Genomic DNA, 23,919 nt, shown 5'->3' with positions numbered 1-23,919 from the left:
GGAGGATTTTCCTCCGGCCCGGGCCCGCCGCGCTGTCCGGCTTCCCGCGCCGCCGCCCGACGGCGACGCCGTCGCCGCCGCCCGACGGCGACGGCGTCCGGTCAGTGAGCCTGAGCTCCCTGGGTGCCCTGCGGAGTCGCCGGCGTGATGCCCAGCGTCGTGGCGTACAGGGACAGCACGAGCTTGCCGATCGCCGGGTAGGCGCCCAGCGGCTCGGCCGTCGCGCAGCCCGCCTCCTTCGCGGCGGCGTCCAGCAGACCCGGGTCGACCTCCGGGCCCACCAGGTACGGCGCCAGCGCCAGCTGTGCGGAGCCGGAGCCCTGCAACTGCTCCGCGATCGACAGCGCGGCGGCCATCACCGGTACGGCGAGCCGGGCGGCCAGCAGCATGCCGGTGATCCCGGCGGCCTGCACGGCCTCCTCGCCGCCCACGGTGGCCAGCACGATGCCGTCGGCGGCCGTGGCGACGGTGAACAGCCTGGCCCGGTCGGCGCGCGCGAGACCGGCCTCCGACAGCCGTACGTGCAGGGCCTCGGCGAGCAGCGGGTGCGGGCCGAGCACATCGGTCAGCTCGGCCTGCGTACCGCTGTCCATCAGGGCCTGCCGTATCCGCCGGATCAGCGCGCTGTCCGGACCCGCGAGCAGCGGGACCACGACGGCGGACGGACCGGTGGGCTCGGCGACCTCACGGCCGGCCGCCACGGCCTGCTCGAAGCGCGCGACGCGCTCGGCGGCGTTGTGGGCGAGAACGGTGGAAAGGGTCGGGTACTCGGCATCGTCGCCGTCGAGGTAACCGATCCGGGCGTTGAGGCCGGGCAGCTCGGAACGGGCGATGCTGATGACCTCCTCGGCCAGGCTGCGCGTGGCCGAGGAAGGGGTACCGGGAACGGCGAGAACGAGCGCGGCAGCGCCCTCAGGTGCGACCACGGGCTCCGGGCGGCGGTGCCGTCCGGACTGGCGAGGTCGCGGCATTCGTACAGGCAGGCCGGAAGCGGGCCCAGTGGGGGTGCTCATGGCGCCGCATGCTACTGGTTTTACCTGCCCCTCTGTTCGGGGAGGGGCAGGTCGAGCGTTAACTATCCGCTTATGTCCGATGAGTGATGTACCGCCGGAGTGTCCCTGTCTGTCGGCTCGCAGTTCACCCGGATTTCCCGTCCGCTTCCCTCCGTCAGCCCGACCGGGACTCGTCGCCCGCAGCCGTCTCCCGGCGCTGTCCGGTCTCCTGCTCCAGAGGCACGAACAACATCGTCGGGTGACGCGGCAGACGCAGATCCCCGGCCGCCAGGGCGCGCGCGATCCGGAGTGCGCCCGTCAGCGGATCGCCCGTCGCGACGGTCACCCGGACCCCCGGCAGCAGCCGCGCCAACTCCTCGCGCAGGGGAGCGATCAGCGGCTCGCCCATCCGGAACAGGCCGCCGGTCAGAGCCACTTCGCCGGTCTCACCGTCCCCGTCGGCCTCGCCGCCCGGCCCGGCGGGCGACGGGCACACGGCCGCCGCGGCCTCGGCGACATGGCCCGCGGCCTGCCGCAGAATGCCGGCGGCGACCGGATCCGCTCCGGCGCACGCCGCCACCTCCGGGGCGAACGAGGCCAGCACGGCCGGCCGGTCGGAGCGCGGATACAGCAGCCCCGGCAGCGCCTCCGCAGGACCGAACACGGCCCGCAGCCGGTCCAGCAGTGCGACCGAACCGCCCCGCCGCCCGTCGTGGGCCCGCATGGCCGCGTCCAGCCCGGCCCGGCCGATCCACGCGCCGCCGCCACTGTCACCCAGAAGATGACCCCACCCGTCGGCCCTGTGCCACTCCTTCAGGTCCGTACCGAGGGCGATCATGCCCGTGCCGCCCGCGACGACCGCGCCGGGGCGCTGCCCCACCGCGCCCGCGTAGGCCGTCACCGCGTCGGCGGCCAGCGCCACCCGGCGTACCCCCAGGGCGTCCGCGAGCGCGCCGGGCAGCTCCGCCCGCAGCTGCTCGCCCAGCGTCGCCATCCCGGCGGCCCCGACCGCCACCGCCGCGACCTCATGCGCCGCAGCGCTGTTGCCTCGGGCCTCGGCCGACGCGGCGGCCGTCGCCCGGGCCAGCAACTCCCGGGCGGCGGGCAGCAGCTGGTCCAGCAGATGCCCGGCGTCGATGCCGCCCGGACCCGTCCGCACCGGCTCGGCGCAGACCGTCGTCGCGAGGGGCTCCGGCTCTCCCGCCCGGCCGAGCGCCACCCGCAGCCCGGAGCCCCCGGAGTCGACCCCGAGGACATACGCACCGGGACCGGCCGGACCGCCGGCCGGCGCGGCGTCCGTCACGGAAGCCGCCAGTCCACCGGCTGCGCCCCCTGGCGCTCCAGCAGTTCGTTGACGCGGCTGAACGGCCGCGAGCCGAAGAAACCCCGGTCCGCGGACATGGGGGAGGGGTGCGAGGACTCGATCGCCGGGTAGTCACCCAGCAGCGGGCGCAGATTGCGGGCGTCACGCCCCCACAGGACCGACACCAGCGGCGTGCCCCGGGCCACCAACGCCTTGATGGCCTGCTCGGTCACCTCTTCCCAGCCCTTGCCCCGGTGGGCGGCGGGCCGCCGCGGCGCGGTGGTGAGCGCCCTGTTGAGCAGCAGCACCCCCTGCCTGGTCCACGGAGTGAGATCGCCGTTGGACGGCCTGGGCAGCCCCAGGTCCCCGTGCAGCTCCCGGAAGATGTTCTCCAGGCTGCCCGGCAGCGGCCGGACGTCCGGGGCCACCGCGAAGCTCAGCCCGATCGCGTGTCCCGGGGTGGGATACGGATCCTGGCCGACGACCAGCACTCTCACCTCCTCGAACGGCTGCTGGAACGCCCGCAGCACATGAGCCCCGGAGGGCAGGTATGTGCGTCCCGCGGCGATCTCCGCGCGGAGGAAGTCGCCCATAGCGGCGATGCGTTCGGCGACGGGTTCGAGGGCCTCGGCCCACCCCGGCTCGATGATCTCTTTCAACGGTCGTGCTGCCACGGCCCGCACTCTACTGCTGATACGACCACTCCGATCAACTGCCGTCGGTGCTCCGGCCGGCCACCCGTCAGCCGAGCGCCACCGCCCGTACGCACAGGACGTCCGGCAGATGGGAGGCGAGCTGCTGCCAGCTGTCCCCGTCGTCCGCGCTGGCGTACAACTCGCCGTTGCGGTTGCCGAAATAGACCCCGGCGGGGTCCGCGTCGTCCGTGCAGAGTGCGTCCCGCAGCACCGTGCCGTAGTGCGCCCCGGCAGGCAGGCCCTCGGAGAGCGGCTCCCAGGTGCGCCCCGCGTCCGTCGTACGGAACACCCGGCAGCGGTGGTCCGCCGGGACCCGGTCGGCGTCGGCGTTGATCGGGAAGACGTACGCCGTGTCGCCGCGGTGCGGGTGCGCGACGGCGGCGAACCCGAAGTCGGAGGGCAGCCCCGCGCCGATGTCGCTCCAGTGGTCACCGGCGTCGTCGCTGCGGAACACGCCCCAGTGGTTCTGGAGATAGAGCCGGTCCGGGTCGGCCGCATCCCGGGTGACCTTGTGGACGCACTGCCCGAACTCCGGGTCCGGATCCGGGAGGAAGACCGCCGAGACGCCCTTGTTCGACGGCTCCCAGCTCGCCCCGCCGTCCTTCGTCCGGAACACCCCCGCCGTCGACACGGCGACCGTCACGGCCCGGGCGTCCCGGGAGTCGGTCAGGACGGTGTGCAGCCCCTCACCTCCGCCGCCCGGCTCCCACCGCGAGCGGGTCGGGTGCTCCCAGAGCGGACGGACCAGCTCGAACGACTCGCCCCGGTCCTCGGAACGGAACAGCGCGGCCGGTTCCGTGCCTGCGTAGACCACGTCCGGCGCCTCGGGGCCCGCCGGATGCAGCTGCCAGACGCGCTCCAGCGAAGCCCCGGTGGACTTGGGGAACTTCACCGCGGGCTGTCGCGGCTCGACCCAGGTCTCGCCCAGATCGTCCGAGTGGAAAACGGACGGCCCCCAGTGCGCGCTGTCCCCGCCGACCAGGATTCTCGGGGTGTCCCCCCGGGTGTCCACGGCCACCGAGTAGATCGCCTGCGCGTTGAAGTGCGGGCCCGTGATCTCCCAGGTCCCGCCGCGTCTGCGGCCGATGAAAAGACCCTTGCGGGTGCCTGCCGTGAGCAATACATCGGTCATGGTCCTGGACCTCCCGGAAACGCCGTTGTGCCGGAACAGTGCCAGTCTGCACCCGGCCACTGACAGCGGCCCGCGCACACGCCCTCCGCCCGCGCCACAGCCCTGCGTCACAGCCCCGGAGTGCGGCCCTGGCGCGGTCCGCGTGTGCGGTTCCCTTGACCGGTGTCCGGCGGCGGCCCTAGCGTCCGAGAGTCGTCGTAGAAAGCGCTTGCGATGCGGTCGGGAGACCGTGCCGCCGAGACTCAGGAGCCCCCCCGTGGTGACCTTCGAAGGACTGCCCGGCGCCGTCGCCGTCTCGCACCTGAACGTCTACGACTGGCCCGCCGCCGACGGGCTGCGCGGGGGCACCCCGCATCTCCATCTGACCTGCTCGGAGGGGTACGTCGTGGTCGGCGGCAGCGGGTCCGTGCAGACCCTGACGACCGCCGGGTACCGGGAGACGCCGCTCACGCCCGGGGCGCTGGTCTGGTTCACCCCGGGCACCATCCACCGGCTGGTCAACGAGGGCGGGCTGCGTCTCATCGTGCTCATGCAGAACAGCGGGCTGCCCGAGGCGGGCGACGCCGTGCTCACCCTGCCGCCCCGCAGGCTCATGGGCCCGGACGACTACCGCACGGCGGTGGCGCTGCCGGTGGACGCGGATGAGGCCGCGCAGGAGACGGCGGCGCGGGCCCGGCGCGACCTCGCCGTGGAGGGGTTCCTCGCCCTGCGCGAGGCGGTGGAGGACGGCGACCCGGAGCCGCTGGCCGCGTTCCACCGGGCCGCCGCCGCGCTCGTCCGCCCCCGTACAGGGGAGTGGCGCACCCGCTGGGAGAACGGGGCCGCCACGGCCGCCGCCGCGACCGCCGATCAGCTCGACGCCCTGGACCGGGGCGAGGCCGGCCACCTCGCCGACGCCCGCGTCCACGCCGAACACCCCTCGGCGTACGGCAGGTTCGGCATGTGCGGCCGCCTGGACATCTACCGCACCTGATCCGGCGCCGCCGAGCAGCCCGGCCGACGGCGGGCCCGCCCGTACGACCGGCCGCCCGGGAGCTGACATGCTGGTCACGGCAGGCCGGCGGCCAGGAACAGCCGGAGCCGGAGCCGGACGGGCTCAGCGACACCGAGGAGACGACGATGAGCAGCGGGACCGGGATCACGGACGCCGACGGCCACCCGGTGCCGATCACGGTCACCGCGGGCGAGCGCGTGCCGGTCATGGGCGTGACAGGCGCCCCCGCTCCGGCCACCCCCACCGAACGCGACCCCGCCCCCGCTCCCCGTATCGCCATCCGCCTCACACCCCCGGCGGGCGAGCTCGTCTGGTCCTGCACCCCCGAGGCGGCCCGTGAGCTGGCCGCCGCGCTCCTCCGGGCGGCCGAGGAGGCCGAGAACGCGCCGGCGGCGCGCCCCGTCACGGTCGAGGCGGGCGAACTGCGCCGCGGTGACGTGCGCGACGGCGACCGGGCCATGACCGTGGAGAGCGCCCGGACCGACGGCTCCACGGTCCATGTCACCTGGAAGTCCGGGGCAGGACGCAGCTGGACCCAGGCCTACGCCGCCGATGCCGCCATCACCCTCAAGCGGCGACTTCCCGAAGGCCGTTGACGCCGGGGCCCTCCCGTCCCGGGCGGCACGACAGCGCTTGGCCGCAGGGGCGCCGTCGCGTCGGTAGGGTGGCCCGTGATGTTTACCGAACAGGGCCCCACCGTGCGCGAACTGGCCGTCCAGGCGCTCTCCTCGATCGAGCGCGGCTACGACCTCCTCGCCCCGAAGTTCGACCGGACGCCCTACCGCACCCCGGACCGCGTGCTCGACGCCGTCACCGACGAGGTGCGCCGGCTCGGCCCCTTCGGCACCGGGCTCGACGTCTGCTGCGGCACCGGCGCGGGGATGGGCGTCCTGCGGCAGGTGTGCCGTGAGCGGGCGGTCGGGGTCGACTTCAGCGCGGGCATGCTCGCCGAGGCCCGGGCCGCCTTCCCACCCGGGCGAGAAGGGTCGACAGGGGAGAAGCCGGCGGCGGAGGCACCGGCGGCGGAGGCACCGGCGGCGGAGGCACCGGCGGCGGCGAGGTCGACAGCAGACAGGCAGGCAAGCGACGGATCGTCAGCAGGCGGACCGGCAGCAGAGAGCCCGGCAACAGACGGCCCGGCAATCGACTGGGTACGGGCCGACGCCCGCTCCCTCCCCTTCGCGCCCGCCTTCGATCTCGCCCTGAGCTTCGGGGCGTTCGGCCATTTCCTGCCCGCCGAACGCTTCGGCCTCTTCGCCGAGGTGTACGGATCGCTCCGCCCGGGCGGACAGTTCGTCTTCCCGATCGGCGCACCGCCCCCGGTGGGATCCCGCGCCTACTGGTCACTGCTCGGCTTCGACGCGGCGATGCGGGTGCGCAACGCCCTGTGGCGGCCGACGTTCGTCATGTACTACCGCACGTTCCGGCTCGGCGACGTGCTGGAGGACCTGATGAAGGCCGGATTCGTCGTACGGCTGATGCCGCTCACCGCACTGGGCCGCCGCCCCGACGGCAGCCCCCGCGCCCGGCTGGTCGTGGCGACCCGGGAGTGACCGCGCGGGCCGCTCAGGGGTGCTCGTCCCGGGCCGCCGACAGCAGCCCCGCCCAGTCGGGGATCTTCACCGGGCCCCGCCCCAGCGAACGCCCCAGCTCCGCCTCGGCCCGCTCGATCGACAGCCACCCGGCCCACTCGACCGGCCGCAGCCCCCACTCCCGCAGCACGGCCAGCGGATCGTCCGCCGCCGTACGCCGCGTCAGCGCGGCCGCGTCCGCCAGCAGCGAGGTCACCGTCTCCTTGGCGCAGGACCGGTTCGAGCCGATCACCCCGGTCGGCCCCCGCTTGATCCACCCCGCCACGTACTCACCCGGCGACGGCACCCCGCCCCGCAGCACCCGGCCCGCCGCGTGCGGCACCGTCCCGCGCACCGGGTCGAACGGCAGCCCCGGCAGCTCCACCCCGCGATAGCCGACCGCCCGCAGGACGAGCTGCGCCTCGATGTCCTCGTAACGACCGGTGTCCCGTACGCCCCCCGACCCGTCCGGGGCCGTCCGGGCGAACCGCACGCCCGCCACCCGCCCGCCGCGCTCCAGCAGCTCCACCGGCCGCAGGAAGAACCGCAGCCGGATGCGGCGTCCGGCATCGGCCGAGCCCGGCGCCCCGCCCGGCACGGCCCCGCTCCCCGCCGACCAGCCGCGCAGCACCTCCAGGTTCCGCCGCACCACGGCGGGCAGCGGCAGGGCACCGGGCAGCCCGTCCGGAGCGGCGTACGCCGGGTCGAGCGCCAGCTCCGTCGGGTCGACGGCGACCCGCGCCCCGGGCAGCGCCCCCAGCTCCCGCAGCTCCTTCGTGGTGAACCGGGCCTGGGAGGGGCCCCGGCGGCCCACGATGTGCACATCGCGCACCCGGCTCTCCTCCAGTGCGCGCAGCGCGGCGCGGGGCACGTCCGTGCGGCGCAGTTCACCGGCGCCGCGCGCCAGGATCCGGGCCACGTCGACCGCCACATTGCCCACGCCGATCACGACGGCCGAACGGGCGCCCAGGGCGTCCCGGGCGAACGGGTCGGCGCCGATGTCCGGGTGGGCGCTGTACCAGGAGACGAAGCGGGTGGCCGAATAGCTGCCCGGCAGGCTCTCGCCCGGCACCGCCAGTGCTCGGTCGGCCGAGGCCCCGACGCAGTAGACGACCGCGTGGTACAGCTCCGCGAGCCGGGCGGGGGAGACCCCGTCCGCGCCGCCGACGCCGACGTTGCCCACGAAGGTGACGCGCTCGTCCTCCAGCACCGCCCGCAGACTGTTCTGAAGCGACTTGATCTTCTCGTGGTCGGGGGCCACCCCGTACCGCACGAGTCCGTACGGGGTGGGCAGCCGGTCCAGGACGTGCACGCGCACATCGGGCACCAGCGACTGCTGGAGGAGGGCCTGGGCGGTGTAGACCCCGCTGGGACCGGAACCGACGACGGCGACGGAGAGCACGGCGCACCTCTTTCCCGGAGGTTCCCTCCAGGATGGCACCGCCGGGCCGATCCGCACCGCCTGGCGCACGGAGCGGCGTGACCGGGCCGGGGCTCGTCGCAGGGGCGCGCGGCCGGGCCGTGGGGCTCGTCGCGGAGGCAGGCCCTAGTGGCCCGTTCCCGGGCTCAGTCCATCATTCCGCGCATCCGGTTGATCTCCACGGTCTGCTGGGCGACCACATCGCCGGCCATCTCCTCGACGAAGATGTCGTTCCCCTCGGTGAGCGCCTCCGTGGCCATGGTGATCGCCCCCTGGTGGTGGGTGATCATCAGCTCCAGGAAGAGTTTGTCGAAGGCCTTGCCCTCGGCGGCGCGCAACTTCTTCAGCTGGGCCTCGGTCGCCATACCGGGCATCCCGGAGTGGTCATGGTGCTGCTTGCGCCGGTCGCCGCCGTTCTTTTTGAGCCATCCTTCCATCGCGCCGATCTCCGGCTTCTGGCCCGCCGATATGCGTTCCGCGAGCCGCTTGACGGCGCTGTCGGAGGCCCGTTCCGGGGCGAGTCCGGTCATCACGAGCGCCTGCCCGTGGTGTTCGATCATCATCTGCGCATAGCGGAAGTCCGCGGAGTTGGCGGTGTCCCGGCCGGTCTCCTCGGCGGCCTCGTCGGCGGAGAGCGTCCGGGCGGGCTCGCCCGGTCTGCCGGGCGCGATCACGCCGGGACCGGTGTCCTTGGCCTTGTCCGACTTTCCGTCACCGCTGTCCGCGTCACAGGCTCCCAGGACGAGCACGGCGGCAACCGCCGCCGCCGCGAGAGCGGTTGAGCGCAGAGCTGCGGTCCGGCGATGGATCAACACGATGACCTCCTGTGCCACGGGGTTTGTTGCAGACCGTCCTAACACGCTTCCACCGGCCGAAGATCAAAAACTTTCATTACGTCTGTGTTGCCATCTATTGATGTGTACATGAGAGCGACGATACTGCCGGGGGTTCCACAACCGTTCGACCCCGAACGGATACAAGGGAGGACGCAGTGACCTCGTTGCACACCACCCGCGTGCGGCGCAGACGTCTGGGCGCGGTGGCAGCCGCGGCCGGACTCCTCGCCACGCTGCTCACGGCCACCACAGCGGCCGCGACCCCCGACCCGGGCGACGCCCCGGCCGAACGCGGTTCCGTCTCCAAGAGCGACCAGGCCGAGGCCAGGGCCGCGATAACCGGCGGTGACATACCCGGCGTGGACGAGATCGTCCACAGCCCCAACATCAAGCACCTGACGAACGTGCCGAAGGGCGCCCTCCAGGGCCTCAACACGGACCTCGCGTTCCAGGGGAAGTACGCGTTCGTCGGCAACTACGACGGCTTCGTCATCTACGACATCAGCAAGCCGAAGAAGCCGAAGACGGTCTCCCAGGTTCTCTGCCCCGGCTCGCAGAACGACATCTCGGTCTCCGGGAACCTGCTCTTCCTCTCGACGGACTCCTCGCGCAGCGACGACTCCTGCTCCAGCACCTCGCAGCCCGCCACGGAGAAGTCCTCCTGGGAGGGCATGAAGATCTTCGACATCAGCAACAAGCGGCAGCCCAGGTACATCGCCGCCGTGGAGACCGCCTGCGGTTCCCACACGCACACGCTGGTGCCGGACGGCAAGAAGAACGTGTACATCTACGTCTCCTCGTACGCGCCCAACGAGACGTTCCCGGACTGCCAGCCGCCGCACGACGGGATCTCCATCATCAAGGTGCCGCTCAAGGCGCCCCAGAAGGCCCGGCTCATCGACTTCTCCGTGCTCTTCCCGGACGGCGGTAACCCGGGAGCGCCCGAGAACCCCGGCGTCTCCAAGACGACGGGCTGCCACGACATCACAGTACTGCCGTCGAAGGACCTGGCGGCCGGCGCCTGCATGGGTGACGGTCTGCTGTTCTCCATCAAGAACCCGGAGCGCCCGAAGATCATCGACCGGGTCCAGGACAACGTGAACTTCGCGTTCTGGCACTCGGCGACCTTCAACCAGGGTGCGAGCAAGGTCGTCTTCACCGACGAGCTCGGCGGCGGCGGCGCGGCCACCTGCAACGAGGAGATCGGCCCCAAGCGCGGCGCCGACGGCATCTACGACATCGTCGGCAAGGGCGACCAGCGCAAGCTGGTCTTCCGCAGCTACTTCAAGATCGACCGTCACCAGGCCGACGCCGAGGTCTGCGTCGCCCACAACGGCTCGATCATCCCGGTCAAGGGCCGCGACCTGATGGTCCAGGCCTGGTACCAGGGGGGCGTCTCCGTCTGGGACTTCACCAACTCGGCGAAGCCCAAGGAGATCGCGTTCTTCGAGCGCGGCCCGGTCACCCTCGACCAGGTCACCACGGCCGGCCCCTGGTCGGCGTACTACTACAACGGTCACATCTACTCCAGCGACATCGCCAAGGGCTTCGACGTACTGGAGCTGAACGACCGGCGTACCGACCCGGCGAAGCGGGTCAAGCTGGACGAGCTCAACGTGCAGACGCAGCCGGACTACTTCGGCCGCTGATGTCCGTCGGCTGATCCGTCAGCGCGACGCGCAGCAGGTTCGTCCGGCATTCCGGGGCTGGTGTCTCCCGGGCGGTCACCCGCCCGCGAGGCGCCGGCCCCGGTGCGTGCGGAGCGGAAATTCATTGACCGATGAGCCGGGTGGGGACATGCTGGATCCCTGCGCGCGGCGGACTCCGCAACTCCGGTCCCCGGCGCGGTCCACGGCCGTGTCCCACGGGATACGCCGGAGGATGTGCCCGGATCCGGCGACGCGGGGGATCGCCGGATCGGGCGCGATCTCCCGCGGACTCGCGGCTACGGTCCGTCGCTACGGTCGGTGGCGGTTCAGACGGGGGTGCGTACGCTTCCGCCGGCAGCGGCGGCCCACTCCACCAGCAGCCGCTGGTATTCCGCCTCGTCCTGCGGCGTCAGGGACCCGCCCGAACGCTGCCACAGGTCGCGGATCTCCGCGTTGACCTCGGCTGCGGAACGGGTGGACAGGGACGACGACATCGGGGACATGCCCACCAGGCTACGACCACGGGCGGCTCCCTTTACCCCTTCTGCGACGGGATATGCCTCACACCCCGGCCCGATCTCCCTTTTCCCGCCGCCGGTACCGTCTCCTGCCTGCTGTGGGCATCGGCCCTCACCCGCTGTGGGCTCAGGCCGGGACCAGCCCCAGGGAGCGCAGGGCGTCGGGCCGCTCCGGCACGGGCAGATGGTCCACGAACCGGACCTCGCAGCCCAGGGCGGCCGCACCCCCGTCCGCGATCCGGTCGTCACCGACCATGACCACATCCGACGGATCCCGGCCGATCATCGCGCAGGCGATGCGGAACAGCTCCGCGGCGGGTTTCTGGAGCCCGTGCTCGAAGGACAGCACATAGGCGTCGACCAGGTCGTCGAGCCCGTGCGCGCGGAAGACCGGACGCAGGTCCCAGCCGATGTTGCTGACCACGCCGACCGCGATCCCCGCCCTCCGCAGCCCCTCCAGGACCTCCGCCACGTCCGGATAGGCCTGCCAGGCCTCCGGCCGCATATGGCGGTCGTACAGCGCGTCGTACAGCCCCGGATCGGGCAGCGTGACGGTCCGGGCCAGACCGGTGTACGCCTCGCGGTGCAGCGCGGGCGTCAGGTCCCGGCGCGCCATCGCGTCGGCCAGCCCCTCCGGCACCCGGAGCGGAGGCGGACCGCCCGGCAGGGCACCGGCCTCCGTGAGCCCGGTCACGTACGGCTCGAAATCCTCCTGCGGTACGTCGATGCCCTCCTCGCTCAGCACGGCGGCGAGCCAGTCCCGGACCGGCTCGATCCTGAACAGCGTTCCGGAGAAGTCGAACAGCACGCCCTTGGTCACCATCGGTGCGATCCCTCCCGGGGCGCCGCGTACCGGGCGTACCCGGCGGCGCTCAGCGCCACCACGGCCACCCCCAGCAGCGCACCGCCCACGACATCGGTCAGCCAGTGCACCCCCAGATATACCCGAGTCCCCGCGACGCCGACCGCCGAGACGACCGCCACGGCCAGGGCCGCGCCCCACAGCCCGGGGCCCGCGCCGTACAGCCGCAGCAGCCACAGGAGCAGCCCGCAGCTCACGACGGCCGTCATCACGTGCCCGGAGGGAAAGGCCGCGAACTGGGCCGAGTCCACCGGGTCGGGCCACTGCGGACGCTCCCGGTCCACCGCGGTCTTCAGCCCCTGCTGGAGGAAGGAGGCGAACAGACTCGTCACGGCCACCCACAGCGCGAGCCGGCGCGCCCCTCGCCACCACAGGACGACCGCGGCCACCACGATCAGGGCGCGCATGACCCAGGGATCCCACACCCAGTCCGTCAGCGTCCGGCTCACCCGGACCAGACCGGGGTCGGCCACCGCGTGCCGGTGCAGCGCGTCGGCGACCGCCCGGTCCAGGGACATCAGCGGCGACCAGCGCGCCGCCACCAGCGCGAGCAGCACCAGGGCCGCCGCGCCGGCGACGGCTCCGGTCCACAGGGCGGGCGCGGTGCGGGGGGAACGGTCCGGCGCGCGGAAGCGGAAGTGGGGGGAAGACATGGGGGGATCCTCGCGGAGGGCACCGCCCGAAGGCCAACTACCCGAGCGCGCGGAGTCCCGGGACGAAGGCCACGACCACCGGGACGACCGGCACCAGCGCGGCGGCGGCCGTCAGCCGGAGCCTGCGGCCCGCCGTCAGCCGTTCGACCGGGGCGAGCAACCGGTTGACCCGGAGGGGCACTTCGGCCTGCGGGGTCGGGCAGGGGCCGAACACCCCGCGGTCCTCGTTGAGTCCGACCAGGGCGAGCGCGGTCGTCAGCCTGCCGAAACGGCGCGACGCCACATCGTCGGCGGCCAATTCGACCAGCCGGTGCATCTCGTCGCGGAACGCGGCGAACACCGGGATCTGCGGGAAGCCGATCGCCAGCGCCGACGAACAGTGCAGCAGCCAGTCGTGCCGGGCCTGGGCGTGCCCCTGCTCATGGGCGAGCACGGCATCGAGCTGGCGCCCCTTCAGGCGTCCCAACGCTGCGGTGGTGATGACGAGTTGAGGCGCTGATCCGGGCAGCCACCAGGCGTCGGGGCGTTCGCCCTCCAGCACCACGAGACGGTCCGCCCCGGGCTCCTCACCCGGCATCAGCGGGGCGCGCACCAGCAGTTCCGCCCGGCGCTGCCTGCGGCGACGCCGTGCCCGCCCGATCTCCCGCAGGAGCATCGCCCCGGTCCACACCCCGCCCAGCGCCAGCAGCACCGCGATGACCGCCGACCACGGCCCGTACGCAGCCAGGGCGTACGCCTCGACGACGGCGTGCGGGGCGGGGGCGAAGACATGGCCGCGCACCGCCTGCCAGGCGGCGGCCGCGCTCAACGTCATGGACAGGGCGAACGACAGGAGGACCGCGGCCACCACGCACTGCCAGACCCACAGGGCCACGACCGGCTCGCGCTCCGGCCACCGGGCCCGCGCCATCACGCGCGGGGTCACCAGGGCGGTCAGTGCACCGAGCAGCAGCAGCGCGAGGGAGACCAGCATGGCTTCAGCTTAGGAGGGGCGGGCCGACCGGAGGTATGGCCCCGACCGGCAAGTGACGCAGGCCACTGTTTGCCGGGGGTTCTGTCCCACTTCCCGTCTCACAGGGTGAGAAGCATGGCGAACATGCCGATGCCCATCGTCAGCCGGCAGGCCGTCGTGAGCTCGGGCCGGCCGTCCGTCCCGCCCCCGAAACCGCCCGGCCCCCGGCCGTCGGCACCCGTGTCGCCGGCTGTGGTCGCGGCGGCTCCGGGCAGCAGCCGGCCGGCCGAGCCCAGCACGTAGAACGCGTAGTAGACGAGCAGGACCCCGGTCAGCGCGGGTATGCCCCCGGCTCCCGCCGCCGCCCCGTGCCCGGCATGGCCGCCCCCGCCGCTCCCCGTCACCGCAGGGGCCATCGCCACGGCCATGTAGACCATGGCCAGCGAGCCGACGAGATGGTGCAGATGGTGGCCGCCGCTCAGGGCGGGCCGCAGCGCCCGCAGCGCGGCCGCGCCGAACAGCACCGCGTACACCGCCCAGGCCCAGCCCGGAGGCGACAGCACCGCCGCCGGAACGGCCATCGCCGCCATCCCGAAGCCCATGAGCGCCTCCGAGCGCGCGGTGCGCCGTTCCCGGGGCGTCCCGGCGCGGGTCCGCAGAAGGCAGTAGGCGCCGCTCACCGCGCACAACACCATCAGCAGCCAGCCGGTCGCAGCCCCTCCGTGCACGGCGTGCCTCCCCCCCCGGTCGGACGTACGGCACTGTTGCGGGTCGCCCCATCGCTGCCCACGCCGACGCCGCCGAACCCGGCGCACAGGGGAGTGAAGGGAGCGCGCCGGGGCCCGTCGGGGGCGCTCCGGGTCGCGTTACGCTCGACCGGATGCGCGACAGCGACCGTACGCACGGCGGCAGACGCGTACGTACGTAGTACGTACGCCGTTGGACGCGCGTGTACGGCAGCAGAGAAACGGAGAGCCCCACCATGGACACCGCCACGCCCGGCTCGGCCCGGCTGACCTTCCGTGACGCGGCCGAGGCCGACGTCCCGGCGCTGGTGGCCCTGATCGAGTCCGCCTACCGCGGTGACTCCAGCCGCACCGGCTGGACCACCGAGGCCGACATCCTCCAGGGGCAGCGGACCGACGAACAGGGCGTGCGCGATGTCATCGACGCCCCGGCGAGCAGGCTCCTCGCGGTCGAGCGCGGCGGCGAACTCGTCGCCTGCTGCCAGCTCGAACACCGGGGCGACGCGGCCTACTTCGGCATGTTCGCGGTACGCCCCGGACTCCAGGGCGGCGGACTCGGCAAGCTGATCATCGCCGAGGCGGAGCGCGTGGCGAAGGAGAGCTGGGGCGTCGGTGAGATGCACATGACGGTGATCTCGCTGCGCGATGACCTGATCGCCTGGTACGAGCGCCGGGGCTACCGCCGTACGGGAGCGCTCACCCCGTTCCCGTACGGCGACGAGCGCTTCGGCGTCCCGCAGCGCGACGACCTGGCCTTCGAACTGCTCGTCAAGAACATCTGACGGCCCACCGGAACGACCGGGCCGGGCGCGCCCTTACGCGGTGAAGCGCCCGGTGCGGCGGATCTCGGGGAAGTCGGTCGTCACGCCGTCCAGGTTCAGTGCCCGGGCCAGGCGCAGCTGGTCCTGGGTGTTGACCACCCAGCCGATCACCTTCACGCCCTCGGAGTGCGCCCGCTCCACCACCTCCAGGGTGAGGCGGCGGATGTTCAGCGCGAGCGTCGCCGCGCCCGCCGCCTTCGCCCGGTCCACCACGTCCGCGCCCCAGCGGCTGGCGATGAGGACCGTCCGGACGCCGGGCACCAGCCGGGCGATCTCGGTGACGGCCTCGTCGTGGAACGAGGACACCTCGACCCGGCCGACGAGATCCCGCTCCAGCAGCACGTCCGCCAGCGCGCGGGCCGCCGCCACATCCTTGATCTCCGCCTGGAGCGGGGAGGAGACGGCCTCCAGCACCTCTTCGAAGACGGGGATCCGCTCGCCCTGGCCGGCGTCGAGCTCGCGCAGCTCCGCCAGGGTCCTGGCCGCGATCGGCCCGGTGCCGTCCGTCGTGCGGTCCACGTCCGCGTCGTGCATCACGGCGAGCGCGCCGTCCTTGCTGAGATGGAGATCCAGCTCGATGGCGTCCATCCCGGATGCCTCGGCGCGGACGAAGGAGCGCAGGGTGTTCTCGGGCTCGACGCCCATCACTCCGCGATGACCCAGGGTGAGAAATGACAAGGCGACCTCGTTTCCGTCGGCGGCTTCCCGTCGACTGCTCCTGCCCGCGCTGAGGTACGGCAATACGGCACTGGGGAGGGTAACGGCCCGGGCGCGCGATGTCCCACGCCGTGCGCGCCCGGCCGCCCGGATCCGAGCGGCGCTGCGGGAACTGCGCCCCTACCCGGCATCCCGCAGGAAAAACAGCGGTGACCATAGGGGGTACGCAGGATAATTTTCAGGTCTCCCCTTGCCGGGGTGAACCCTGCACGGCTACGGTGATGTCACGCGAGGTTCTCCCGTGGAGGAAGTGTTATGACGGAAATTCTTGTGCACGACGCCACTGACGGCGCGATAACTACGGCCCCGCGGGTCGTCGAGCACCCGGCCTGGCCCGTGCTCAGGGATGCCGTCGAGGAGATCCGCCCCTGGCAGTCCAAGGACGGATCCATCGACTTCGAGGCCGACGGCGCCCCGTCCCCGGCCGACGTCGAGCGCGTCCTCGACCGGGTGATCGGTGCGGTCGAGGAACTGTCCCCGCTGCTCCCGCACGACGCCGCCTACCACCGCGCCCTCGTCACCGACCTGCGCCGCTGGGCCGCCGACGGCTTCCGCGTCCCCGACTTCCTGGACTCGCTGCTCGCCTTCCAGCCCGCGCGGATGCGGGCCGACGGCCTCCAGCACCTCGTCGTCTTCGCGATGTACACGCAGAACGGCAACCCCGACCGCAACCTCGAAGCGGTCGTCCTCAAGATGGTCTGGCCCGAGTGGCTCGCCCAGCTGGAGGCCACCCGCTACGACAACCCGCTCTTCTGCGGCATCACCTTCGAGGACTTCACCTCCGGCTACGACACCCACTCCGCGGTGCTCTTCCCGGAGACCATCGCCGTGCGCGAGGCCCCCGAGCGCTTCAGCTGGGGCGGCATCTTCTGCGACCGCGAGGCCGCCCGCTTCCGCCGTGTCACCGAGGCCTCCGTCGACCTGCTCGGCCTGGAGCTGCCCGACGACATCCGCGACATGATCGGCGACCAGCAGCGCTGCGAGCAGGCGTTCGTCCTGTGGGACATGGTCCACGACCGCACCCACAGCCACGGCGACCTGCCGTTCGACCCGTTCATGATCAAGCAGCGCCAGCCGTTCTGGATGTACGGCCTGGAGGAGCTGCGCTGCGACCTCACCGCCTTCAAGGAGGCCGTGAAGCTGGAGGCCGAGGGCAACGCCCACGGCCGCGACGTGCAGTACGCGGTGCTCTTCGACCGGATGTTCCGCTTCCCCGTCTCCGGTGAGCGCGTCCGCAACTACGACGGCCTCGGCGGCCAGCTGCTCTTCGCCTACCTCCACAAGCACGACGTCGTCCGCTGGACCGACAACACCCTGAAGATCGACTGGGACCGTGCCCCGGAGGTCACCAACCAGCTCTGCGGCGAGATCGAGCAGCTCTACCGCGACGGCATCGACCGCCCCAAGCTGGTCCACTGGTTCGCCGCGTACGACCTCGTCTCCACCTACCTCGCCCCGCACCCGGGATCGCGCTGGGCCAAGGGCCCCGACGCCCTCGACCTCACACTTCCTCCTCGCAAGCTCGTCGACGACGTGCTTCCGGACGAGTTTCCCCTGAGCATGTTCTATGAGGCGCTCGCCAAGAAGCTGAAGCACGTGATTGCCTCTGCCAAGGGAATCACCGCGGCGAACGACGAGCGGGCAGCCGCGTGAACCATTCTCCCGAGGAGGCGGTGGCCATGAACGGAAACGGCACGGGCGAGGGGACGGGTGCGCTCGAAGGAGCCGTGGTCGCGGTCGCCGGAGCGGCGGGACCCGCGGGCCGCGCGACGCTGCTGCGACTCGCCGAGGCCGGCGCCACCGTCGTCGGCTGCGACGCCAACCCCGAACGCCTCGCCGAGGCGGTGGACGCCGCCCGGTACGCCCACGGGGGCGCGACCGTCACGGGCGAGACCGTCGATCTGCTCGACCTCGACGCCACCCGCGACTGGGCCAAGCGCACCGAGGCGGAGTTCGGCCGCATCGACGGCCTGGTCCACCTCGTCGGCGGCTGGCGCGGCAGCCCGACCTTCCAGGAGACCGTGCTCTCCGACTGGGACGCGCTGGAGAAGCTGCTGATCCGCACCGTCCAGTCGACCTCGCTGGCCTTCCAGGAAGCCCTGGAGCGCAGCGACAAGGGCCGCTACCTGCTGATCAGCGCCGCCGGAGCCAGCAAGCCCACCGCGGGCAACGCCGCCTACTCCGCCGCCAAGGCCGCGGCCGAGGCGTGGACCCTCGCGCTCGGCGACGCCTTCCGTAAAGCGGGGGGCGAGGACGGGCCGCGTACCGCTGCTGCCATCCTGGTGGTCAAGGCACTGGTGAATGACGCGATGCGCGCCGAGCGCCCGAATGCGAAGTTCGCGGGCTTCACCGACGTCACGGAGCTGGCCGAGGCCATCGCCGGTGTCTGGGACGAGCCCGCCCCCGAAGTGAACGGAAAGCGCCTGTGGCTGACCCCGCAACCGTGAGGACCGACGCGCGACGTCACCACGATCCGCAGGTACGCGGCTTCGCCAGTGACAACTACGCCGGAGCGCACCCGGAGGTCCTCGCGGCCATTGCGCTGGCCAACGGCGGCCACCAGGTCGCCTACGGCGAGGACGACTACACCGGCCACCTCCAGCGCGTCATGCACAGCCACTTCGGCCCCACCGCCGAGGCCTTCCCGGTCTTCAACGGCACCGGAGCCAACGTGGTCGCCCTCCAGGCGCTCACCGACCGCTGGGGAGCGGTCATCTGCGCCGAGTCCGCGCACATCAACGTGGACGAGGGCGGCGCGCCCGAACGCATGGGCGGCCTCAAGCTCCTCACCGTGCCCACCCCGGACGGCAAGCTCACCCCCGAGCTCATCGACCGGCAGGCGTACGGCTGGGACGACGAGCACCGGGCCATGCCGCAGGTCGTCTCGATCACCCAGAACACCGAGCTGGGCACCGTCTACACCCCCGACGAGATCCGTGCCATCTGCGACCACGCCCACGAGCGCGGCATGAAGGTGCACCTCGACGGGGCCCGGATAGCCAACGCGGCCGCCTCCCTGGACGTGCCGATGCGGACGTTCACCAACACGGTCGGCGTCGATGTGCTGTCCTTCGGCGGCACGAAGAACGGCGCGCTGTTCGGCGAGGCCGTCGTCGTGCTGAACCCGGACGCGGTCCGGGCGATGAAGCACCTGCGCAAGCTCTCCATGCAGCTCGCCTCCAAGATGCGCTTCGTCTCCGTCCAGCTGGAGGCGCTGCTCGCCAAGGACCTGTGGCTGCGCAACGCCCGGCACGCCAACGCCATGGCCCAGCGCCTCGCCGAGGGCGTCCGGGCCATCGACGGGGTGGAGATCCTCTACCCGGTCCAGGCCAACGCCGTGTTCGCCCGGCTGCCGCACGCGGTCACCGAGCGGCTCCAGGAGCGCTTCCGCTTCTACTTCTGGGACGAGGCGGCCGGCGACGTCCGCTGGATGTGCGCGTTCGACACCCGCGAGGACGACGTCGACGCCTTCCTCCAGGCGATCAAGGAAGAGATGGCACGCTAGCGCCACCCTCGCGCATTGCATGATTATGCGACCGGCCGGAAATCGATTGATCTCCGGTCGGCCGCTTCGTACGCTCCGGGACCATGCAGCTGATCCAGCAGTCCCCGGACATCGCCGCCTATCTGGCCGCAGACGAAGCCATCGACCATGAACACCCCCGGGTGCGGGAGGTGGCGGCCGACCTGGCGCGCGATTCCGACGACGCATACACATACGCCCGTACCGCCTTCACGTACGTACGCGACACCGTCCCGCACTCCGCGGACTCCGGCGATCCACGCGTCACCTGGCGCGCCTCCGACGTGCTCACCACCCGCACCGGCATCTGTTACGCCAAGTCCATCGCGCTGACCGCCCTGCTCCGGGCCCACGGCATCCCGGCCGGCCTCTGCTACCAGCGCCTCGCCGACGACGACGGCACGAACCCCGTCGTCCACGGCCTGGTCGCGCTCCGCCTGCCCGGACCCGACCGCTGGGCACGGGTGGACCCCCGGGGCAACAAACCGGGCATCGACGCCCAGTTCTCGCTGGAGGAGGAGCGGCTGGCGTGGACGGTACGCGAGCGGCTCGGGGAGGTGGACTATCCGACCGTGTACGCCGCGCCGCCGCCGGACGTCCTCCACGCGCTGAAGAGCGCCCGGGACCGCACGGAGCTCTGGCGGACCCTCCCCACGCACCTGTGAGCCCCCGGCGTACGTGCGCACCGGGGGCTCAGGAGGAGGGAAAAAGGCGGAGGGGGCCGGTCAGCCGCGCTCGCGCACCTCGGCGGGCGTCGGAGCCGTACCGCCGAGATGGGCCGGTACCCACCAGGTGTCGCTCGCGTCCTTCGGCCGCACCGGGTAGGCCCGCTGCGCCGTCTCCAGCAGCTCCTGGACCCGCTCCCGCAGCCGCCGGGTGATGGCGCCCGCGTACTGGTCGGCGGGCGCCTCCACGGCCTCGCCGACCCGGATGGTGATCGGGATGTGGCTGCGCTTGAAGTTGCGCGGCCGCCCCTTCGTCCAGATCCGCTGCGTGCCCCACAGCGCCATCGGGATCAGCGGAACCCCGGCCTCCTGAGCCAGGCGCGCGGCACCCGACTTGAAGCTCTTCAGCGTGAAGGACTGCGAGATGGTGGCCTCGGGGAACACGCCGACGATCTCACCGGAACGCAACGACCGCAGCGCGTGCGCGTAGGCGTCCTCGCCCTGGTTGCGGTCGACCGGGATGTGCTTCATTCCCCGCATCAGCGGACCGGAGATCTTGTGCCGGAAGACCGACTCCTTCGCCATGAACCGGACGAGCCGCTTCTGCGGAAGGGCGCCGAGCCCGGTGAAGATGAAGTCGAGATAGCTGATGTGATTGCTGACCAGCACCGCACCACCGGTCTTCGGGATGTGCTCCGAACCCTGAGTGTCGATCTTCAGGTCGAGCGCCTTGAACATGGTGCGAGCGGCGCCGATGACCGGTCGATAGACGAGTTCTGCCATCTGGGGAAGACCCTTCTTCAGTGCCTGGGGAGGGTTCTCCCGGCGGAAGTTACGCAGCCGTAGGTTTTCGGCATTGTGGCGATGGTGCCCCATGCGCGAGCCGGTGGCCAGTCCCGGCGGACGCGGAGCGCGAGATTCTCGTCACGTGCGCATGACCCGCAAGCTGCGGGAATGCCGTGGCGGCGGCCGGTGCTGACCCCTTACGAAGAGCTCTGATCAGGAGGCACCAGGTGGACCGCCGGACCCGCGGACAGCGACTCGACGCAGACCGACTCGGCGCGGAACTGGGGGAACGCGCAACCCTCGTCCAGTTCTCCAGCGCCTTCTGCCAGCCGTGCCGGGCCACCCGCCGCACACTCATCGAGGTGGCCGGGATGGTCGACGGCGTCGCCCACATCGAGATCGACGCCGAGGATCGTCTCACGCTGGTGCGGGAGCTGGGCATCACGAAGACGCCGACCGTCCTGGTGCTCGACGCCGAGGGCGAGGAGGTCCGCCGGGCGACCGGCCGGCCCCGCACGGTCGACGTCGTCGCGGCGCTGGGGCACGCCATATGACGGACCGTGACGCATCTCCCACATTCCGGAACCCGCTTGACTGCACGCACCACGCATCGTCAGTCTGACGTTATGCCGCCAGAACTCCTTCTTCACGGCCGGGTCCATGTGGACCTCGCACGCTACGCGAGTGCGCGCTGTCCGGGTGTCTGAGCACCCACGGACCCGTACGCCACTCCCGCAGAAGGACACGCCCATGACGGCAACGCCCGACCTCGCCCCCGCCCCGACGGCCGCCACGCCCGAACTCTTCCGCTCCGTCTTCCGCCGCCACGCCGCGGGCGTCGCCGTGATCACCGCCGCGGGGGAGCGCCCGGTCGGCTTCACCGCCACCTCGCTGACCTCCGTCGCCGCCGAGCCCCCGCTGATCTCCTTCGGCGTCGGTACGTCGTCCTCCAGCTGGCCCGTGCTGTCCCGGGCCGCGTATGTCGGCGTCCACATACTCGGCGAGCACCAGCAGGAACTGGCCGCGACCTTCGCCCGCAGCGGAGCCGACCGATTCGGCCCGTCGACCGACTGGAGCAGCGGCCCCGAAGGCGTTCCGCTGCTGGCCGACGTGTCCGCCTGGCTGGTCTGCCGGGTCGTGTCCCGTGTCCCGGCCGGGGACCACCGCATCGTCATCGCCGAGGCCGTGGCAGGCTCACCCTCAGGGGCCGGCCGCCCGCTGGTCTATCACCAGGGACGGTTCACGGCTCTGCGAGACTGAGGTCACGCACGCACGGCTCTGCCGCGTTGGCAAGGTCACAGTGCGGTGCGCTTGCTCAGGGGTAACAGTCTGGGTGTACTGGCGAGTAATATCGGCCTCGGAGCCTCGGTCGTCCCGACCGGATCCGGCCCGACAAGGCGCCTATGCTGCGTGCAACAAGGCAGCCCGGAAATGACGATGCAGTAGGAGAGCCGGCGTGAGCTTGAGGATCGTTGTCTGTGTGAAGTACGTGCCCGACGCGACCGGTGACCGGCGTTTCGCCGATGACCTGACGCTGGACCGTGAGGATGTCGACGGTCTGTTGTCGGAGCTGGACGAGTACGCGGTCGAGCAGGCGTTGCAGATCGCGGACGAGGCGGATGATGCGGAGATCACCGTGGTGACGGTGGGTCCGGAGGATGCCAAGGACGCGTTGCGCAAGGCGTTGTCGATGGGTGCGGACAAGGCGGTTCACGTCGAGGACGACGATCTGCACGGTACGGATGTGATGGGTACGTCGCTGGTGCTGGCGAAGGCGGTCGAGAAGACCGGCTATGACCTGGTGATCTGCGGGATGGCCTCGACGGACGGTGTGATGGGTGTGCTGCCGGCGTTGCTGGCGGAGCGGCTGGGTGTGCCGCAGGTGACGCTGCTGTCCGAGGTGTCGGTGAACGACGGTGTGGTGACCGGGCGGCGTGACGGTGACACCGCGACCGAGCAGTTGGAGGCGTCGCTGCCGGCGGTGGTCTCGGTGACCGACCAGTCCGGTGAGGCGCGCTACCCCTCCTTCAAGGGGATCATGGCGGCGAAGAAGAAGCCGGTTNATGGCCTCGACGGACGGTGTGATGGGTGTGCTGCCGGCGTTGCTGGCGGAGCGGCTGGGTGTGCCGCAGGTGACGCTGCTGTCCGAGGTGTCGGTGAACGACGGTGTGGTGACCGGGCGGCGTGACGGTGACACCGCGACCGAGCAGTTGGAGGCGTCGCTGCCGGCGGTGGTCTCGGTGACCGACCAGTCCGGTGAGGCGCGCTACCCCTCCTTCAAGGGGATCATGGCGGCGAAGAAGAAGCCGGTTGAGTCCCTGGATCTGGAGGACCTGGAGCTGGAGGCGGACGAGGTGGGTCTGGCGGGTGCCTGGACGGCGGTCGATTCGGCGACCGAGCGTCCGGCGCGCACCGCGGGCACGATCGTGAAGGACGAGGGTGAGGGCGGCAAGCAGCTCGCCGAGTTCCTCGCGGGCCAGAAGTTCATCTAGGCCCCACCGTTCCACGGGGGTGTGTTTCCCCCTTTCCTCTCTTCTCTCGTCTCGTCTGGAGTGCGTTGTCATGGCTGAAGTTCTGGTTCTGGTCGATCATGTGGATGGTGCGGTCCGTAAGCCGACCCTGGAGCTGTTGACGCTGGCGCGTCGGCTCGGTGACCCGGTCGCGGTGGCACTGGGCGCGGGTGCCGAGGCGACCGCTTCGGTGCTGGGTGAGCACGGTGCGGTGAAGGTGCTGGCCTCGGATGCCCCGGAGTTCGCGGACTATCTGGTGGTGCCGAAGGTCGATGCGCTGAAGGCGGCGTTCGACGCGGTTTCCCCGGTGGCGGTGCTGGTGGTGTCCTCGGCGGAGGGCAAGGAGATCGCGGCGCGTCTGGCGTTGCGGATCAAGTCGGGCATCATCACCGACGCCACCGACCTGGAGGCCGGGGATGAGGGTCCGGTGGCGACGCAGGCGGTGTTCGCCGCTTCGTACACGACGAAGTCCCGGGTGTCTCAGGGTGTTCCGGTGATCACGGTGAAGCCGAACTCGGCTCCGGTCGAGCCGGCTGCTGCCGCGGGTGCGGTGGAGGCCCTGCCGGTGTCGTTC

General features: G+C 71.9%; 26 protein-coding genes and 2 pseudogenes. 15 read left to right on the top strand and 13 right to left on the bottom strand.

All coding sequences use genetic code 11. From position 1 onward, the window contains the following. Positions 1–101: 101 nt before the first annotated feature. The 4 genes from A3Q37_RS34305 to A3Q37_RS34290 form a co-directional block, all read right to left on the bottom strand. Positions 102–1,013 (bottom strand): sirohydrochlorin chelatase, encoded by a 912-nt coding sequence (locus A3Q37_RS34305; protein ID WP_079138114.1) that lies wholly within the window; start codon positions 1,011–1,013, stop codon positions 102–104. Between the two features lie 154 nt (positions 1,014–1,167). After that, entirely contained in the window at positions 1,168–2,295 is a 1,128-nt protein-coding gene (locus tag A3Q37_RS34300; protein WP_065490978.1) for an N-acetylglucosamine kinase, read from the bottom strand. Further along, positions 2,292–2,969 (bottom strand): uracil-DNA glycosylase, encoded by a 678-nt coding sequence (locus A3Q37_RS34295; RefSeq protein WP_065490976.1) that lies wholly within the window; start codon positions 2,967–2,969, stop codon positions 2,292–2,294. The genes A3Q37_RS34300 and A3Q37_RS34295 overlap by 4 nt, the downstream gene beginning before the upstream one ends. Positions 2,970–3,036: 67 nt before the next feature. Then, on the bottom strand, positions 3,037–4,122 hold the full coding sequence (locus A3Q37_RS34290; protein WP_065490974.1) for a glycosyl hydrolase: 1,086 nt from the start codon (positions 4,120–4,122) through the stop codon (positions 3,037–3,039). Between the two features lie 256 nt (positions 4,123–4,378). Here A3Q37_RS34290 and A3Q37_RS34285 point away from each other — a divergent pair, with 256 nt between their 5' ends. From A3Q37_RS34285 to A3Q37_RS34275, 3 genes are all read left to right on the top strand, one after another. Then, positions 4,379–5,095 (top strand): cupin, encoded by a 717-nt coding sequence (locus A3Q37_RS34285; protein WP_065490972.1) that lies wholly within the window; start codon positions 4,379–4,381, stop codon positions 5,093–5,095. A gap of 146 nt (positions 5,096–5,241) precedes the next feature. After that, positions 5,242–5,712, top strand: a complete 471-nt coding sequence (locus A3Q37_RS34280; RefSeq protein ID WP_065490971.1) for a hypothetical protein — start codon at positions 5,242–5,244, stop codon at positions 5,710–5,712. Between the two features lie 78 nt (positions 5,713–5,790). Next, a complete protein-coding gene (locus tag A3Q37_RS34275) occupies positions 5,791–6,669 on the top strand; it encodes a class I SAM-dependent methyltransferase (RefSeq protein ID WP_065490969.1) in 879 nt (292 codons plus the stop codon). Positions 6,670–6,682: 13 nt separating this feature from the next. Here A3Q37_RS34275 and A3Q37_RS34270 read toward each other — a convergent pair whose 3' ends face one another. Together A3Q37_RS34270 and A3Q37_RS34265 are read right to left on the bottom strand one after the other, a co-directional pair. Then, on the bottom strand, positions 6,683–8,089 hold the full coding sequence (locus A3Q37_RS34270; RefSeq protein ID WP_065490967.1) for an FAD-dependent oxidoreductase: 1,407 nt from the start codon (positions 8,087–8,089) through the stop codon (positions 6,683–6,685). A gap of 164 nt (positions 8,090–8,253) precedes the next feature. Beyond that, a complete protein-coding gene (locus A3Q37_RS34265) occupies positions 8,254–8,940 on the bottom strand; it encodes a DUF305 domain-containing protein (protein ID WP_079138113.1) in 687 nt (228 codons plus the stop codon). A 158-nt stretch (positions 8,941–9,098) separates the two neighbouring features. Here A3Q37_RS34265 and A3Q37_RS34260 point away from each other — a divergent pair, with 158 nt between their 5' ends. Further along, the gene (locus tag A3Q37_RS34260; RefSeq protein ID WP_065490963.1) at positions 9,099–10,592 is read left to right on the top strand and encodes an LVIVD repeat-containing protein; all 1,494 of its coding nucleotides are present in this window, start codon (positions 9,099–9,101) and stop codon (positions 10,590–10,592) included. 326 nt (positions 10,593–10,918) lie between these two features. Here the strand turns inward: A3Q37_RS34260 and A3Q37_RS37440 are convergent, their stop codons facing one another. From A3Q37_RS37440 to A3Q37_RS34240, 5 genes are all read right to left on the bottom strand, one after another. Further along, positions 10,919–11,095 carry a hypothetical protein gene (locus A3Q37_RS37440; RefSeq protein ID WP_176711573.1) on the bottom strand — a complete coding sequence of 59 codons (177 nt, stop codon included), beginning with the start codon at positions 11,093–11,095 and terminating at the stop codon, positions 10,919–10,921. A 142-nt stretch (positions 11,096–11,237) separates the two neighbouring features. Then, positions 11,238–11,933, bottom strand: a complete 696-nt coding sequence (locus A3Q37_RS34255; protein ID WP_065490961.1) for an HAD family hydrolase — start codon at positions 11,931–11,933, stop codon at positions 11,238–11,240. Further along, a complete protein-coding gene (locus A3Q37_RS34250) occupies positions 11,927–12,625 on the bottom strand; it encodes a phosphatase PAP2 family protein (protein WP_065490959.1) in 699 nt (232 codons plus the stop codon). The genes A3Q37_RS34255 and A3Q37_RS34250 overlap by 7 nt, the downstream gene beginning before the upstream one ends. A 37-nt stretch (positions 12,626–12,662) precedes the next feature. Further along, entirely contained in the window at positions 12,663–13,598 is a 936-nt protein-coding gene (locus tag A3Q37_RS34245; protein ID WP_065490957.1) for a M56 family metallopeptidase, read from the bottom strand. 98 nt (positions 13,599–13,696) lie between these two features. Beyond that, positions 13,697–14,305: a DUF5134 domain-containing protein gene (locus A3Q37_RS34240; RefSeq protein ID WP_065490955.1), complete on the bottom strand. Its 609-nt coding sequence runs from the start codon at positions 14,303–14,305 to the stop codon at positions 13,697–13,699. Between the two features lie 254 nt (positions 14,306–14,559). Between A3Q37_RS34240 and A3Q37_RS34235 the strand changes: the two genes are divergently transcribed. Next, a complete protein-coding gene (locus A3Q37_RS34235) occupies positions 14,560–15,105 on the top strand; it encodes a GNAT family N-acetyltransferase (protein ID WP_065490953.1) in 546 nt (181 codons plus the stop codon). 33 nt (positions 15,106–15,138) lie between these two features. On the opposite strand, the gene A3Q37_RS34230 is transcribed toward A3Q37_RS34235, so the two are convergent. Further along, positions 15,139–15,789, bottom strand: coding sequence for a glycerophosphodiester phosphodiesterase family protein (locus tag A3Q37_RS34230; protein ID WP_065490951.1), 651 nt, complete (start codon positions 15,787–15,789; stop codon positions 15,139–15,141). A gap of 327 nt (positions 15,790–16,116) precedes the next feature. On the opposite strand from A3Q37_RS34230, the gene A3Q37_RS34225 reads away from it, so the two are divergent. The 4 genes from A3Q37_RS34225 to A3Q37_RS34210 all read left to right on the top strand — a co-directional run bounded on the left by A3Q37_RS34225 (position 16,117) and on the right by A3Q37_RS34210 (position 20,049). Then, on the top strand, positions 16,117–17,514 hold the full coding sequence (locus A3Q37_RS34225; protein ID WP_065490949.1) for a DUF6421 family protein: 1,398 nt from the start codon (positions 16,117–16,119) through the stop codon (positions 17,512–17,514). 26 nt (positions 17,515–17,540) lie between these two features. Then, positions 17,541–18,308 (top strand): SDR family NAD(P)-dependent oxidoreductase, encoded by a 768-nt coding sequence (locus tag A3Q37_RS34220; RefSeq protein WP_065490947.1) that lies wholly within the window; start codon positions 17,541–17,543, stop codon positions 18,306–18,308. Next, a complete protein-coding gene (locus A3Q37_RS34215) occupies positions 18,305–19,366 on the top strand; it encodes a low specificity L-threonine aldolase (RefSeq protein WP_176711574.1) in 1,062 nt (353 codons plus the stop codon). The genes A3Q37_RS34220 and A3Q37_RS34215 overlap by 4 nt, the downstream gene beginning before the upstream one ends. An 83-nt stretch (positions 19,367–19,449) precedes the next feature. Continuing rightward, on the top strand, positions 19,450–20,049 hold the full coding sequence (locus tag A3Q37_RS34210; protein ID WP_065490946.1) for a transglutaminase family protein: 600 nt from the start codon (positions 19,450–19,452) through the stop codon (positions 20,047–20,049). 60 nt (positions 20,050–20,109) lie between these two features. Here the strand turns inward: A3Q37_RS34210 and A3Q37_RS34205 are convergent, their stop codons facing one another. Beyond that, positions 20,110–20,832: a 1-acyl-sn-glycerol-3-phosphate acyltransferase gene (locus A3Q37_RS34205; protein ID WP_065490944.1), complete on the bottom strand. Its 723-nt coding sequence runs from the start codon at positions 20,830–20,832 to the stop codon at positions 20,110–20,112. A gap of 230 nt (positions 20,833–21,062) precedes the next feature. Between A3Q37_RS34205 and A3Q37_RS34200 the strand changes: the two genes are divergently transcribed. From A3Q37_RS34200 to A3Q37_RS34180, 6 genes and pseudogenes are all read left to right on the top strand, one after another. Further along, on the top strand, positions 21,063–21,389 hold the full coding sequence (locus A3Q37_RS34200; protein ID WP_065490942.1) for a thioredoxin family protein: 327 nt from the start codon (positions 21,063–21,065) through the stop codon (positions 21,387–21,389). A gap of 72 nt (positions 21,390–21,461) precedes the next feature. After that, positions 21,462–21,542 (top strand): putative leader peptide, encoded by an 81-nt coding sequence (locus tag A3Q37_RS38400; protein WP_351449023.1) that lies wholly within the window; start codon positions 21,462–21,464, stop codon positions 21,540–21,542. 43 nt (positions 21,543–21,585) lie between these two features. Next, on the top strand, positions 21,586–22,095 hold the full coding sequence (locus A3Q37_RS34195) for a flavin reductase family protein (RefSeq protein ID WP_065490940.1): 510 nt from the start codon (positions 21,586–21,588) through the stop codon (positions 22,093–22,095). Between the two features lie 196 nt (positions 22,096–22,291). Next, positions 22,292–22,897: pseudogene (locus A3Q37_RS34190) on the top strand (electron transfer flavoprotein subunit beta/FixA family protein); the annotation flags it as partial. 1 nt (position 22,898) lies between these two features. Continuing rightward, positions 22,899–23,327: pseudogene (locus A3Q37_RS34185) on the top strand (electron transfer flavoprotein subunit beta); the annotation flags it as partial. Between the two features lie 70 nt (positions 23,328–23,397). Then, positions 23,398–23,919, top strand: a 522-nt coding sequence (locus A3Q37_RS34180) for an electron transfer flavoprotein subunit alpha/FixB family protein (protein WP_369691483.1), incomplete at its 3' end; no start/stop codon positions are given.

The organism is Streptomyces sp. PTY087I2 (assembly GCF_001687325.1).
In the GTDB taxonomy this organism is placed as follows: Bacteria; Actinomycetota; Actinomycetes; order Streptomycetales; family Streptomycetaceae; genus Streptomyces.
Note: the sequence above shows the minus strand (reverse complement) of the source record. Positions and strands in the feature narration are given on the sequence as shown.